Below are 12779 nucleotides of genomic sequence, written 5' to 3'. Positions count from 1 at the left end.
ACGTTTGATAAATTATAAATACAGTGCAAAATTACACTGCCGCAGGAGGATAAAAGTTGCCAAAAGGCAATTTCGTCATTTCTTACGTAGGCGGCTGAGAGTGTGCTTTGTGATGCCGAGCATAGTGGAAAGATCCTTTTGCTTTACACGTTGGAGATAACGCGGATAGGCAAAGAGTTGCTCGTAACGCTCTTTGGCGGAGGCTATCTGAAAGGAGTGGATTGCCTCGATGAGGTGTAGCTGTGTTTGCTCGTGTATTTTTAAGAAGAAAGTGTTCCAAAAAGGGTATTTCTCCGAAAGAAGGGAGAGGTTATCGCGGTCGATTAGGAGTATATCGCTCTTTTCGGTGGCTACAATGGAAAAGTTTGAACCCTTAGCACTGAGAAAGCTCTCTATCTCGGTGAAAAAATAGTCCTCAAAGGCAAAAAAACTCGTGTACTCCTCTCCATCGTTGAGGAAATACACCCGTAGCAGCCCCTTACTGACAAAAAAATAGCTTCTACACACCTGTCCTAAGTGCAGAAGCTCTTCGCCCTTTGCCAGATCTTGGTGAAGGAAATACGGCTCAAGCATTGCCTCGCTTACCTCCACCTTTGGCAATAGTTTATGTATCAAGTTGATAAGTCGCTCCATCTCTCTATTCCTTATTCCTTACTCCTTAACCCCTTCCTACTAAAAATCAATCGTTACCCCCAACTTTCCGGCGATGATTTTATTGAGGTAGGAAGCCAGCTCGGGTATTCGCACCGTTTGCATCACCGTGTTGGCGAAAGCATACGTTAGGAGGGCGGCTGCCTCCTTCTTGGGGATACCTCGCGCCTGTAAGTAGAACAGTGAATCGGGGTTGAGAGAGCCTACCGTGCAGCCGTGCGAACACTTTACATCATCGGCAAAGATCTCCAATTGTGGTTTGGTGTATACCGCCGCCTTGGGATTGAGGATAATGTTGTCATTCTGCTGATACGCATTCGTTTTCTGGGCGATCTTCTCCACGAGAATCTTCCCGTTGAACACGTTGATCGCCTCCTCATCTACGATGCTCTTGTAATCCTGATGACTTTCGCAGTTAGGCAAAGCGTGCTCCACAAAAGTGTAGTGATCCACGTGCTGATTGCCTTTGAGGATGGTCAGCCCCTTTAAGGTGGACTCGATATGCTCGCCTCTATGGAAGAAATTCAAGTTGTTGCGCGTGGTTTTGCCCCCAAAAGAGAAGGTATGCACTGCGGCGTGGCTGTTCTCCTCTTGTGAGACGTACGTATTGTCGATGAGGAGCGCATTCTCGCGGTCGTTTTGCAGTTTATAATAGTCGAGCAAGGCATTTTTCTCTACAAACACCTCGGTAACGCTGTTGGTAAGCACCGTCTCGGGTGAAAAACTGTGGTGCCGCTCAATGATATGCACCTCGGCGGCTTCTTCCACGTAGATAAAGTTGCGTACGTGGGTAAAAAACGGCTTGGGTTGTGAATCAGTAAGGTAGACGAGCTCCACAGGCACTTCGATAGCCTTGCCGCGCTTCACCCGCACAAACGCCCCGACCTCACTCACAACGGTATTCAACGCGCTAAAAGGCTCCTCAAGGTCGGTATTCTTTCCGTAATAGTGGCGCAACAGCTCCGCATACTTGTCGGAGGTCATCGCCTCTTGCAAGGAACAAATCTCAATCTCCGCCCCCTTGTAATCCGATAGGTTTTCGTTGAGAACACCATTGACGAAGACGAGCTTCGAGGTGCGGGGTATGAGCTCTGAGGTGTGAGGTCTGAGCTCTGAGGTGCTGGAGCTTGAAGTTCGCACCTCGAAGCTGTAATCCAAAAGTTCCTTCACCGAAGTATACTTCCATGCCTCTTGCTTCGCTAAGGGGAAGCCTTTCTCTATAAAGCGCGCAAAAGCCTCTACGCGAATATCGCTTAGCGCATCTTGCGGCAGGGTTTTATAATAGTTTATGATGGTATCTTTTAAGTCCATTGTTGTTATTTAGTGGTTAGGGATTAAGGAATAGGGATTAGGAACGAGCTGCGAAAGTTGATTTATACTTATATCAAGCTGCTTCATTAATCATTAATCATTGAACATTCATCATTGTTCTTTTATCCAGTCGTACCCTTTTTCTTCTAATTCTAAAGCCAACTCTTTGCCTCCTGACTTCACTATGCGCCCGTCTGCTAATACGTGTACGAAGTCGGGAACGATGTAATCCAACAGTCGCTGATAGTGGGTGATGACGATCACGGCATTGTCTTGGCTTCGAAGCTTATTGACGCCACCAGCCACCACACGGAGGGCGTCGATATCCAAGCCGGAATCGGTCTCATCGAGTATGGCGAGCTTTGGTTCCAACATTGCCATCTGGAAAATCTCATTGCGCTTCTTCTCCCCGCCTGAGAAACCTTCGTTAAGCGAGCGGGAAAGGAAGTCCGGATTGATTTCTAAGAGTGCCGCCTTCTCGCGGATCTTTTGGAGGAGTTCTTTGGCGGGCATCTCGGGCAGTCCCTTAGCTTTCCGCGTCTCGTTGATAGCTGTTTTGATGAAGTTGGTAACCGAAATGCCTGGGATTTCCACCGGATACTGAAAGGACATAAATATCCCCTTGTGAGCACGCTCCTCAGGCGCATCATTGATAAGACTCTCGCCTTCGAGGAGGATGTCCCCTTGGGTGATCACAAAGTTCTCATTGCCAGCGATCACTCCCGAGAGGGTGGACTTTCCTGCCCCATTAGGACCCATAATGGCGTGCACTTCGCCCGCCTTTATCTCCAAGTTGATGCCCTTGAGGATTTCCTTGCCCTCAACGCCGGCGTGTAAGTTGTTTATCTGTAACATTTTTCTGTTGTTTTTATCTGTTAAGTTCACTAAAATAGGCAGATGGATGCGGGGGCGATCCACTTTGCGCTGCCTCTGATGAAAGTCTTTCACAGCAGTGCGCACGATAGCCACCAGTCCCTTCAGTTATCTGAATACCAGCTCCACTTCACCCAAAAGCTCCCGCAGTGCGCCGATGGTTTGCCCTGTGTGGCGCACTGCCGGAGTGTCTTTTTAGTGCTTGTCCTCAATGCCAAACTGCACCCAAGCGGTTTGTGGCAAAGAGAGTTTGATGACTTTTCTCGCTTCGGCAAGTAATTTACTGAGTTCCTCCATTTCTTTGGTGTACTCCTCAGTTTTACCTTTTAAAGAAGCTTTTAATTTTTCTTGTTCATTGTTTAATTGCACAACCTTCTCTGTTGTTGTAACAATCTTCTGAACAAATGCCTCGTCGGCACCACGTTTGGCTAGTTCTGTAGCATTGTCTTTCATTCCTGTTGCGAACAATCCTGCTTGTGCAATTACATCCGCAAAACTCTTTTTTGGTGCGCTCATAATTCTACTTTTTTTAAATTATTATTAAAATTACTAAATTTTCACCTTATATATATGTAGGAACTCTTCCTACACTTGTAAATAATGCTCCTACACTTGTAGGAACTCCTCCTACACTTGTAGATAACGCTCCTACACTTGTAGGAACTCTTCCTACACTTGTAGGAAAAGCTCCTACACTTAATTTTCTTCTATTATAAACTCTATTAGAGAGAAATCAACGTCAATTATTGTATTTTTACACTAAATCACTTCAATAATTTGTTGGTAGAACTCCTTATAAAACTGTTTTACGATTAAAAACAACTAATTTCCTCTATAAGTGGCATATCCAAAAGGTGAAAGCGTGATAGGCACGTGATAATGCTGATCATCCTTAATCTGGAATACTACTTCGATATAAGGATAAAAGCTCTCCACTTTCTGATTCATAAAATAATTCTCTGTTAAGAACCGTAGCCTGTATTTCCCGTGGTTATTAGCTTTTCCATTGAGAATAGGCAAAAAGTCAGGAATCCTTCCATTAGTGTCCGTCTTCTTTTTAGCGACAAAAACCCACTGTCGGGAAGTATCGTTGTACTTTTCTAACTCAACCTCAACTCCGGGGGCTGGTTTCCCTACTGAAATATCCAATATATGACTTGAAAGTTGGAAATCTCCACTTTTCTGGGCATATAATCCTACATTCACAACAAATAATAATACAAATAATACTCTTTTCATTGTTTACTTAAAGTTTTATCCAACTAAATTAAATCTTACCCTACACTTCCCTCGAGTGAAATCTCTAATAATTTCTGTGCCTCCACAGCAAATTCCATTGGAAGTTTATTGAGAACCTCCTTCCCGAAGCCGTTTACGATGAGCGAAATGGCTTTCTCGGTGTCGATGCCGCGTTGGTTGCAGTAAAATATCTGATCCTCGCCTATCTTCGAGGTGGTGGCTTCGTGCTCCACTTGTGCGGTGGGGTTCTTCACTTCGATATAAGGAAAAGTATGTGCCCCGCACTCGCTGCCCATCAGGAGGGAATCGCACTGCGAGAAGTTGCGCGCGTTCTCCGCCCCTGCCACGACCTTCACCAAGCCGCGGTAACTGTTCTGCGAGCGTCCCGCCGATATCCCCTTTGAGATAATAGTCGATTTGGTGTTGTTGCCGAGGTGAATCATCTTAGTGCCTGTGTCCGCCTGCTGGAAATGGTTCGTAACAGCTATGGAATAGAACTCCCCAATGGCGCCATCGCCTTTAAGCACCACGGAAGGGTATTTCCAGGTTACGGCGGAACCTGTCTCCACTTGCGTCCACGATATTTTGGAGTTTTTGCCTGCCATCCCACGTTTGGTAACGAAGTTATACACCCCGCCCTTGCCGTCCTTATCTCCGGGATACCAGTTCTGCACGGTGGAATACTTTATCTCGCCTCCGTCCAAAGCAATAAGCTCTACGACCGCTGCGTGGAGCTGGTTTTCATCGCGCTGGGGAGCCGTGCAACCCTCGAGATACGACACGTAGGCGTCTTCATCCACAATGAGGAGGGTGCGCTCAAACTGCCCCGTTCCTGCCTGATTGATGCGGAAGTAGGTAGAAAGCTCCATAGGGCAACGCACGCCTTTGGGCACGTAGCAAAACGACCCATCGCTGAATACCGCCGAGTTGAGGGCGGCGTAGAAATTGTCGGTGCGCGGCACGACGCTGCCGATGTATTTTCGCACTAAGTCGGGATGCTTTTGTATCGCCTCGGAGATGGCGCAAAAGATGATGCCGCGCTCCTCTAAGGTCTTTTGGAAGGTGGTCTTCACTGATACGGAGTCCATCACCACATCGACAGCCACTCCCGAGAGTCGTTTTTGTTCTTCTAAGGAGATACCGAGCTTGTTAAAGGTTTCTAAGAGCTGCGGATCTACCTCGTCCAAGCTGTTCACCTTTGGTTTCTGCTTTGGCGCAGAGTAGTAGGAGATGTCCTGAAAGTCGGGCTCCTCAAAAGTGAGTTTAGCCCAATGTGGCGGACGTTCCATCTGTTGCCAAATACGAAACGCCTCGAGGCGCCACTGTGTCATCCACTCGGGCTCGTTCTTTTTTGCCGAGAGCGCGCGAACGGTATCCTCATTAAGCCCTTTGGGGAAGGTGTCCGCCTCTATATCGGTGTAAAATCCGTACTTATATTCACTCGTCTCAAGCTCTTGCTTTAAGTCTTCTTCTGTATATTTAGCCATTTTATATGTGATAATTAAGCTGCTCTAATCATTTGAAAAGCAGCCTACAAGGAGGATGCGGTTCTCCACGTGGAGGAAACCACCCTCACTACCGAGCGGCAAAATTACGATAAATATTTGGAATAATAATAAAAGAAGGATAAGTTTTTTATATTAATTATAAATAATAGTGATGAGGAGTAGAAATTAGGAATTAGAAATTAGAAGGCAGGAAATAGGGAGTAGAGGTTTATACTGCTTGCTGAGTTCTCACTTCTCCTTTCTCATTTCTCTCTCCACTTATCACTTCAATTGCGACACTCTTTTCTTTTTCTTCTCTATGTCGCCACCATCAGGATAATAGACATACAGCGGGCTATCCACCTCGCGCTCATCAATAAACAAGGCTTCTGTATTATCGTAGCCTATGGTCAGGGAGTGCGCTAAGAGTTTCTGCTCGCCCTCTTCAAATTCTATGCCTACCTCTTGCATTGTCTGGGCATACTCACGCACCAAATAGAGCTCTATGTTCTTGCGCTCATCAACACTAATTTCCTCAAACAGCTCCTCTAAAGTGTAGAGCGTAAAAGTATTGTATCTGCCGAGTTGCACCTCTTTTCTATCTGTATTCTCAATATAACTGAGATAGAGCGCAGGCAGTAGTTCGGGCTGTATGGCTATGTTTTTCATAAGAGTAACTTTGTGGAAAATTTTAATCTATTCTTTAAAGGCTATATACGCAGCGGGCACTTCTTTGGTAAGCCAAACGCCGTTGCCCGAAAGGTAAAACGCATAGCCCGCACGATGCATAGCTCCTGCCCTTATGGTGAGGACGACAACCGAGCCGTGACGTTGCCCTACTTTGGTGGCGGTGGCGAGGAACTTACTCAGGTGCACATACTGCCGCGATTGGGGTAGCAAGCCCTCCTTGCGGATAGACGCCATAAAGCGCGTTGCCGTGCCGTGATACAAGTATTCGGGTGGCTCTTGCACCTCAAACTCCATATCCACCGACACCGAATGCCCCTGCTGCGCCCGTATTTTTGTACCCTTATCATTAAAGACATAACGCTGCTTCTCATCCTCAGCAACAATGCTTTTCAGCAACGCCCTATCGATAGGATAGCGTTTACCCATCTTGTCGATAAGTTCCTGAACATCCGCCCAACCATTGGCATCTAAGGTGATACCAATCTCCTCAGGTTGATGCCGCAGTATTAGGCTTAAGAACTTACTGATTTGCTTTTTGTTTATCTCGCGCATTTATTTGCTAATCTCATCTAATAGTTGTCTTACCGCATCGCTATTCCATCGCCCTGTACCGATCTTCTGTGCGCGTACTACCCCGTTCTTATCCACTACAAAACCCGAAGGAATCTCCTCAGCATTAAAAGGCATCTTCTCCCCGATGATAAGGTATGTAACCTTAAAGTTAAAGCCACGCTTTGCCATCAGCTCATCAACAGGAGCAGGCAACTCGTTGGTGATGATGTAGAAATCCACCTTGTCCTTGTAGTCGTTGTAGAGCTTTTCAATGGCATACAAATCCGCCACACTCACCACGCGCCAGCTCGACCAAAAGTAGACCACTGCTGCCTTGCCGTGCTCCTTGCTCTGCGCAAAGTTAAACTCGGCATTGTTGCGGTCTTTGAGTTTCCAATCGCAGTCGATAGCGTACTGCTTATCTTTAGGCAGTATCTCCACGCTGCCCGCAAATACCCGCTGCAAGAGCACCTTACACTCATAGCCCAGCGGGGTTACAAATAACGATAGTACTGCCAATATGAGTACTAAATTGATGATTGTCTTTTTCTTCATTGTTTTTTTATATTACAATTCCAACACGTGCAGATATTCTACTGTACTGCTGGCTTTATGGTTACGGTTTTCCTCCTTGTCAGCTTTAAAACGTTGGTAATCGGTTTGCAATAGGTCATAACGACCGTACTTTTCCATCGTTTCGCGGATAAGCTCACAAGGCATCAATCCCTCATTGTTATAACTTAAAAATATATACTTAAACTCCGCGTGGTACAACAGCTCTTCAAAGGCACGCATCACTTCTGACTTCTTGCAATAGCGCGATTTGTTATAAGGAGGCAAACCTGTTTTACCTTTAGGCGTAAAAGGCTCATAACGCGCAATAGTATTGAGCAGGTGATAATTAGCCCCGTACTCTCTCGCGTTGTACGGCGGATCCAGATAAAGTATATCGCCACTAATGCGGCGTATAAGCTGGTTACTATCCTCATTGTAGACCTTGTGCTCATTGGTATTGACAGCAAAGAGCGCAGGTTCTACCACCAAATCTTTCTGTGCTGAAACCTTGATATGCTTTAAAAAAGCCCCGTATACAGAGGCGGTATTAGCCACCTTATCAGCACTTTCGAGTAGCGAGGCGAGCAAAAAGTAATATTGTTCCTCACTGATACTCCCCTCCTGTTTCCACTCAGCTATCTTGCGGCGGATAGCATCAATACGCCGCCCATTTGCTGCCTTAAAATAGTTGCGCCCACCACTGCCCCCTTCTGCGTATTCTCGATAGATAAAACCCTCTTCGCCTGTGAGATTATTAAGAATAGCGATATGTGTTTCGTAGTTTATAGGCTGGTGATTTTCAATGTAATTTTTATTGAGTACATAGCTGTAATACTGCATATCGTTGCTAATCACCTGACGTACTTGCTTCTTAAATACCCGCCCAATAGCCCCTGTACCTGCAAAGAGATCGCAAAACACCTTATCCGATAAGTCATTACCCACTACGGAAGTAATACTCTTATGAATAAAACTCGATAATTTATATTTTGAACCTATGTAATTCATCTCAATCGTTTGTTAGTAAAATTACAAAAGCAAATGTTCTGTAAGTAACGGTTCTCCCGTCTTTATGTTTGAAGTTAAAAGTAACTTCTAACGGAAGGTTTAGTGTTGCCTCCTCAATGGTTTGTTTTATCTTTAAAGGCGAAATATTCTCATCTAAATAGACAATAAACAAGCGTGGTATCGCCCCAAAACGCCCTTCATCTTGATACGTATAAAGATATTCAGCTACTTTTTCAGGATGCTCCAAAGCCGCTGCTCGCCACGCTACCCCAAAATCACGCTTAAACTCAGTGGTTACACTACGAGCTACTTTTTGGTCGAAGCTAATGCCGTCAATAAAGAAATCAACCCCCTTGCTATGCGATAAGGTTGGTATAATCTGCTCATTTTTCAAGAAAACTAATGTCTCTAAAAAATCGTTGCGCTCTGTATTGAGCTCTTTAATACGGCGGTACTTTACAGCAGCAATCTTTACTTTCTCATCTTTCTCTGTTCTATTGCTTTCTTCACTATTAAGCGATTGTACAAAGGCATCAAACTGACCTTGTGAAAAAGGCCAATCAACATTGCCTAACCCCAATTGCTGCCACTCAGTTAGCAATATCTCAATAGTATGCTCTGCTTGCGTACCGCTGCTAAACTTCTTGCTCTGCTTAAAAAGCTGCCTAATAGCAACTCTTGCCTTTTCATAATCCCATTGTCGCACCACTTCGCCATACACCTCAACAGGCTTCAGCTTGTTTAATACCTTTGAATCTTTACCCAATAGTTGCAAAAATGAAATAGCATTTACTTTATTAGCAAAAATCTTTTTAACTACCTCCGTGTCAATAGTACGCTTAATGTCTCTCATTGTTTTTTATTAAATCATTTCCGTATATTCATACCACTCATCATCTTGGAGCACATCCTTATAGAGTTCCCAAAACGCCTCCATTTTGCCCATCGCCTCATTCAAAAACGCCATCGCCTCTCCCCACGTCTCTTTGTTGTGGATATTCACCCCCTCGTGCTTTACATACACGCGGGCAATCTCCTTGCCTGTCTCCGTAAAATGCCGCTGCTCAAACACCGCCTCAGGTAGGTAATCCTCCGTAAGGCGAGCCCTTACCGCCAACATTCGGTTCCACAGTTCTTCTCGCCGCTCTGGGTCGGTAGGCTCAATGGCAATGAGCACCATAGCACACTTGCGATCAAAGAAAAACTTAAAACTAAAATCCTTGATCTTCGTGTCGTATAACGTCCATTTGCGCGGAAACGACTTCCCAAAGGAAATCCAAAACTCCTGCCGCAAGGCTTTTGCTTCTGCTTTGCTATACACGTCTCTTAGTGATTAGTGCACAGTGTATAGTGCACAGTTTAATGTTTAACGATTAATTTGCCCGTGCGGCTGCGCACTAAAACTTTATCACAGTCTCAAGGCTCTCTTCTCTACCTTCCAAGCCTCTGACGAAGGTAAATCGCCATTGACCTTCTTTGTCCTTTTGCAATACGCCATTGGTGTTGGTGCCGATTTCCTGCACTAAAAATACCTCAGGGGCAAAAGTGGTACGCAGACGATACCGTAGCTCGTTCGTCTTTTCTTCGTATAGCTCATAGCCACCGTCTGTTTTTTTGGCGTACAAGGTGAGGTGTGAGGTTTGGGGTGTGGAGTTTGAGGCTTGTTGCTCGCTACTCACTTCTGACCTCTGACTATTGACTACTGCCCCCTGACCACTGCGATAGCTCTTCTTAAACTCCGCCAAAGCCGTGCCCTTAAAGGCATTGCGCAGTGCTTCCTGATAGGATTTGCGGTATTCCTTCTCGCGGCTCTTGCCCACCTCTGAGGTGTAGACCTCCTTGCCCTTGCAGCCGATCAGTACGAGCTGTAGCTTGCTGGTCATCAGTCCAGAGGTGTTTTTGAGGTCTGCCCGCAAGCCATCGCAGGCATTGTTAAGTAGCTCTTGGGGTACCTCGTTTTCAAAGTACACTTTAAAACCCTCTTTCTCTAAGAGGAACTTGGTAAGACTGCCCAATTGGTACTGGTTATCTTCTTTTTGAAACGAAAACCTGTTAGGTACCACTACATAGATATCTCCTGCCATTGCCAGCAGCGGCAAGAGAATGACTACTAATGTGATTATTTTTTTCATCTGTTATTTGTTTAGTGGTTAGGGGTTAGTATACACCAGAAACTGAGCGGCAAAGGTACAGATAAAAAATGAATTAGCAAAGGGTAGGGTTTAGTTTGTTTGGTAAAAGCAAAAGAACCTCGAAAGCTTTGTATCTAACTTTCGGGGTTCTTTTTAAACTAAAGTATAATCTCTTTTGTTTTTATATATTGTATTAGGTTTTAGTATTGGTATTGGGAGGAGGTTATTTATCACTTATTTTAAGGAGTAATTTTTTGGTAATCTTTTTTAAAGAAGGGTCTGAAGTGTAAGCCTTATGTTGTAATTTTTCACGAAGTGTTGGCATAGAGAAAGGTACGATACCTGCTTTGCGAAGTTCTGAAGATACGTAATCGTGGGGGTCATAGTCAGTTTCATAACCTTCTTTTTTACGTATACTTATGTTGTGTGCTTTGATGTCTTCTTTATGGCTGATGAGGTAGGTAATGGCTTCTAAATCATTGAGATCAGGTTGTTTGTCTTTCATAGAATAGTAGTAATAATAGCCATTATGGGCAGATAATCCCCAGCTGGCAAAGTTAGCTCCAAGTAGTTTGGCGTAGTTTAGGTTGAAATCTTTTTCATTTTTATGGGCATTGATGATTCTTTCCCAATGCTTATTGAGTTGCTCGGGGGTTACTTTGGGTTGGTAGAGCATTGAGAGGTTATCAATATGCTCAAAATATTGTTGGGAGACAGAGGGGTTGTCTCTTTGGCTTAGGACAAATGGACTGTAATAGGGGTCGTTCACGATAGAGAAAAAGGCTTTTTCTAATTCATTTAGAGAAGATTCTGGGTTTGTGAGGATCATATCGAGTTCCTTTGCTTTGGCAGCAGAGTGAAATACTTCATAGATATATTTATCAGTTAGCAACTCATAAGGGCTGATAATTTCACCTTCTTGATAATAGATAAGGTCATCACCATCAAATATGAAATACTGGTTTTTAGGGGTTATTTTGTGGTTTTTTAGCCATTTTTGGTCTTTCTCGGTCATTAAATATAGCACGTAAAAGACGTCTTCTTCATTGTTGCGGCTTATTTCAAGCTCTTCAATTTCTTTATATGCACTGCTCTGTAACTGAAATTCATATTCAGCTCTTTTATTCTCAGGGGCGTAGAAAGCTAAGAGCAATCTGCCTTTTTGTTTGGCAGCTGCTTGTGCTTGTGTGAGTGATTTATAGCTCTGAGAAGATGCGTTTGTGGCTGTTGCTGAGCTAATTAGCAGGATAGCTATCACAAAGTGTAAAAAATAACGTTTCATATTTTATTTAATTATTATTCCAAATTCGTTTAACATTGCTCTACGCGACTCCATTGCTCGTAAGAATTTTTTATGAGCATCGCTCTCTGGGTTAAAAGGCTTGTGTGCCTGCATTTTGCGCAGTTGCTCTACCAGAAACATTTTGCGCTTTGCACTTTCAGACATATAAGTATCTACGAGGCGTTGCCAGATGTAGTCCACTGCCAAGGGCGAGGGGTGTAGCATATCCTCGGCGTAGAAACGGTAGTCACGGAGCTCATCAAGCAGGAGTTCGTAGGCAGGGAAGTAGCTACAACCCTCTGATAGCAAGGGGTATAAACCTGCAAAGAGGTTGCCCTTACTGAGGTTGTTCTCCATAAACCCGTCCTTGAGATGGCGCACAGGCGATACCGTCAGCACAAAATGCAACTTTGGATTGAGGGTGTGCGCCATTGCCGTAATCCGCCGTAGGGACTGCTCTATATCGGCAGAGGAAAGCAGCTCTTTGGTGAAAACATTGGGCACACGGTGGCAATTGGCAACAAGCGCACCACTCTGGTGGCGGTATACCCAAGCGGTGCCAAGGGTCAGGAAGCAGTGTGAACTCTCGGTAAGGGCACGGCGGAAGACCTTAAGTTGTGCATTGGCTGCTTCCACAGCCTCCTCCACCGTTAGACGATTGAGTGAGGAGTGGAGCTCGAAGCACTTCCATTGTTCCTCGTGAAAGAAAAAGTCGCTGATGGTAAAAGGGATACGCTCCACTACGCGGCACAGCAATCGCTCTATTGCCAGCGGGTGAAAGAGCACCCCAAAGGGATTGCCCACCACCCGAAAGCCGTAATAAGTAAATTTCTGGGTGATATGCTCGGCAAAACAAGAGCCCACGAGCAACAGTTCACTCTGGTAAGTAATCGGTTGCCGTGCAGGAGGTATGGGTATCTTTGTTTGTAAATTCATTTTTCAGGGGTTAAGGACTAAGGATTAGGGGGCTTTAGATTCTAAGAATTATGGGCAGCTCAC

The 12779-nt window shown here is 44.9% G+C and carries 15 protein-coding genes; all 15 read right to left on the bottom strand.

All coding sequences use genetic code 11. From position 1 onward, the window contains the following. Positions 1-75: 75 nt before the first annotated feature. Positions 76-633, bottom strand: coding sequence for a Crp/Fnr family transcriptional regulator (locus AXF12_RS03530; RefSeq protein ID WP_066428376.1), 558 nt, complete (start codon positions 631-633; stop codon positions 76-78). A 39-nt stretch (positions 634-672) separates the two neighbouring features. Further along, positions 673-1962 (bottom strand): Fe-S cluster assembly protein SufD, encoded by a 1290-nt coding sequence (sufD, locus tag AXF12_RS03525; protein WP_066428374.1) that lies wholly within the window; start codon positions 1960-1962, stop codon positions 673-675. A gap of 111 nt (positions 1963-2073) precedes the next feature. Beyond that, positions 2074-2817 carry a Fe-S cluster assembly ATPase SufC gene (gene sufC / locus AXF12_RS03520; RefSeq protein ID WP_066431732.1) on the bottom strand — a complete coding sequence of 248 codons (744 nt, stop codon included), beginning with the start codon at positions 2815-2817 and terminating at the stop codon, positions 2074-2076. A gap of 213 nt (positions 2818-3030) precedes the next feature. Further along, positions 3031-3351, bottom strand: a complete 321-nt coding sequence (locus tag AXF12_RS03515; protein ID WP_066428371.1) for a hypothetical protein — start codon at positions 3349-3351, stop codon at positions 3031-3033. A 306-nt stretch (positions 3352-3657) separates the two neighbouring features. Beyond that, complete coding sequence (gene uraH, locus AXF12_RS03510; protein ID WP_066428369.1) at positions 3658-4074, bottom strand: hydroxyisourate hydrolase; 417 nt, start codon at positions 4072-4074, stop codon at positions 3658-3660. A gap of 35 nt (positions 4075-4109) precedes the next feature. Beyond that, entirely contained in the window at positions 4110-5561 is a 1452-nt protein-coding gene (gene sufB / locus AXF12_RS03505; RefSeq protein WP_066428367.1) for a Fe-S cluster assembly protein SufB, read from the bottom strand. Positions 5562-5843: 282 nt separating this feature from the next. Then, positions 5844-6230, bottom strand: coding sequence for a hypothetical protein (locus AXF12_RS03500; RefSeq protein ID WP_066428366.1), 387 nt, complete (start codon positions 6228-6230; stop codon positions 5844-5846). 27 nt (positions 6231-6257) lie between these two features. Then, positions 6258-6803, bottom strand: a complete 546-nt coding sequence (locus AXF12_RS03495) for an RNA 2'-phosphotransferase (protein ID WP_066428365.1) — start codon at positions 6801-6803, stop codon at positions 6258-6260. After that, positions 6804-7358, bottom strand: a complete 555-nt coding sequence (locus AXF12_RS03490; RefSeq protein WP_066428364.1) for a TlpA family protein disulfide reductase — start codon at positions 7356-7358, stop codon at positions 6804-6806. Positions 7359-7370: 12 nt separating this feature from the next. Next, on the bottom strand, positions 7371-8366 hold the full coding sequence (locus tag AXF12_RS03485) for a DNA adenine methylase (protein ID WP_066428363.1): 996 nt from the start codon (positions 8364-8366) through the stop codon (positions 7371-7373). 1 nt (position 8367) lies between these two features. After that, positions 8368-9219, bottom strand: coding sequence for a hypothetical protein (locus AXF12_RS03480; protein WP_066428361.1), 852 nt, complete (start codon positions 9217-9219; stop codon positions 8368-8370). A 9-nt stretch (positions 9220-9228) separates the two neighbouring features. After that, complete coding sequence (locus tag AXF12_RS03475) at positions 9229-9687, bottom strand: DUF4268 domain-containing protein (protein WP_066428360.1); 459 nt, start codon at positions 9685-9687, stop codon at positions 9229-9231. Between the two features lie 76 nt (positions 9688-9763). Continuing rightward, positions 9764-10498 carry a hypothetical protein gene (locus tag AXF12_RS03470; RefSeq protein WP_066428359.1) on the bottom strand — a complete coding sequence of 245 codons (735 nt, stop codon included), beginning with the start codon at positions 10496-10498 and terminating at the stop codon, positions 9764-9766. Between the two features lie 223 nt (positions 10499-10721). Beyond that, positions 10722-11780, bottom strand: a complete 1059-nt coding sequence (locus tag AXF12_RS03465; protein ID WP_066428356.1) for a hypothetical protein — start codon at positions 11778-11780, stop codon at positions 10722-10724. Positions 11781-11783: 3 nt separating this feature from the next. Then, positions 11784-12716: a GSCFA domain-containing protein gene (locus AXF12_RS03460; RefSeq protein ID WP_066428355.1), complete on the bottom strand. Its 933-nt coding sequence runs from the start codon at positions 12714-12716 to the stop codon at positions 11784-11786. Between the last annotated feature and the right edge of the window lie 63 nt (positions 12717-12779).

The sequence above is a fragment of the Capnocytophaga haemolytica genome (assembly GCF_001553545.1).
GTDB classification, from domain to species: Bacteria; Bacteroidota; Bacteroidia; order Flavobacteriales; family Flavobacteriaceae; genus Capnocytophaga; species Capnocytophaga haemolytica.
Note: the sequence above shows the minus strand (reverse complement) of the source record. Positions and strands in the feature narration are given on the sequence as shown.

Coding starts and splice junctions, on each gene's coding strand:
- AXF12_RS03530 (WP_066428376.1), bottom strand. CDS start 633: ATGGAGCGACTTATCAACTTGATACATAAACTATTGCCAAAGGTGGAG.
- sufD (WP_066428374.1), bottom strand. CDS start 1,962: ATGGACTTAAAAGATACCATCATAAACTATTATAAAACCCTGCCGCAA.
- sufC (WP_066431732.1), bottom strand. CDS start 2,817: ATGTTACAGATAAACAACTTACACGCCGGCGTTGAGGGCAAGGAAATC.
- AXF12_RS03515 (WP_066428371.1), bottom strand. CDS start 3,351: ATGAGCGCACCAAAAAAGAGTTTTGCGGATGTAATTGCACAAGCAGGA.
- uraH (WP_066428369.1), bottom strand. CDS start 4,074: ATGAAAAGAGTATTATTTGTATTATTATTTGTTGTGAATGTAGGATTA.
- sufB (WP_066428367.1), bottom strand. CDS start 5,561: ATGGCTAAATATACAGAAGAAGACTTAAAGCAAGAGCTTGAGACGAGT.
- AXF12_RS03500 (WP_066428366.1), bottom strand. CDS start 6,230: ATGAAAAACATAGCCATACAGCCCGAACTACTGCCTGCGCTCTATCTC.
- AXF12_RS03495 (WP_066428365.1), bottom strand. CDS start 6,803: ATGCGCGAGATAAACAAAAAGCAAATCAGTAAGTTCTTAAGCCTAATA.
- AXF12_RS03490 (WP_066428364.1), bottom strand. CDS start 7,358: ATGAAGAAAAAGACAATCATCAATTTAGTACTCATATTGGCAGTACTA.
- AXF12_RS03485 (WP_066428363.1), bottom strand. CDS start 8,366: ATGAATTACATAGGTTCAAAATATAAATTATCGAGTTTTATTCATAAG.
- AXF12_RS03480 (WP_066428361.1), bottom strand. CDS start 9,219: ATGAGAGACATTAAGCGTACTATTGACACGGAGGTAGTTAAAAAGATT.
- AXF12_RS03470 (WP_066428359.1), bottom strand. CDS start 10,498: ATGAAAAAAATAATCACATTAGTAGTCATTCTCTTGCCGCTGCTGGCA.
- AXF12_RS03465 (WP_066428356.1), bottom strand. CDS start 11,780: ATGAAACGTTATTTTTTACACTTTGTGATAGCTATCCTGCTAATTAGC.
- AXF12_RS03460 (WP_066428355.1), bottom strand. CDS start 12,716: ATGAATTTACAAACAAAGATACCCATACCTCCTGCACGGCAACCGATT.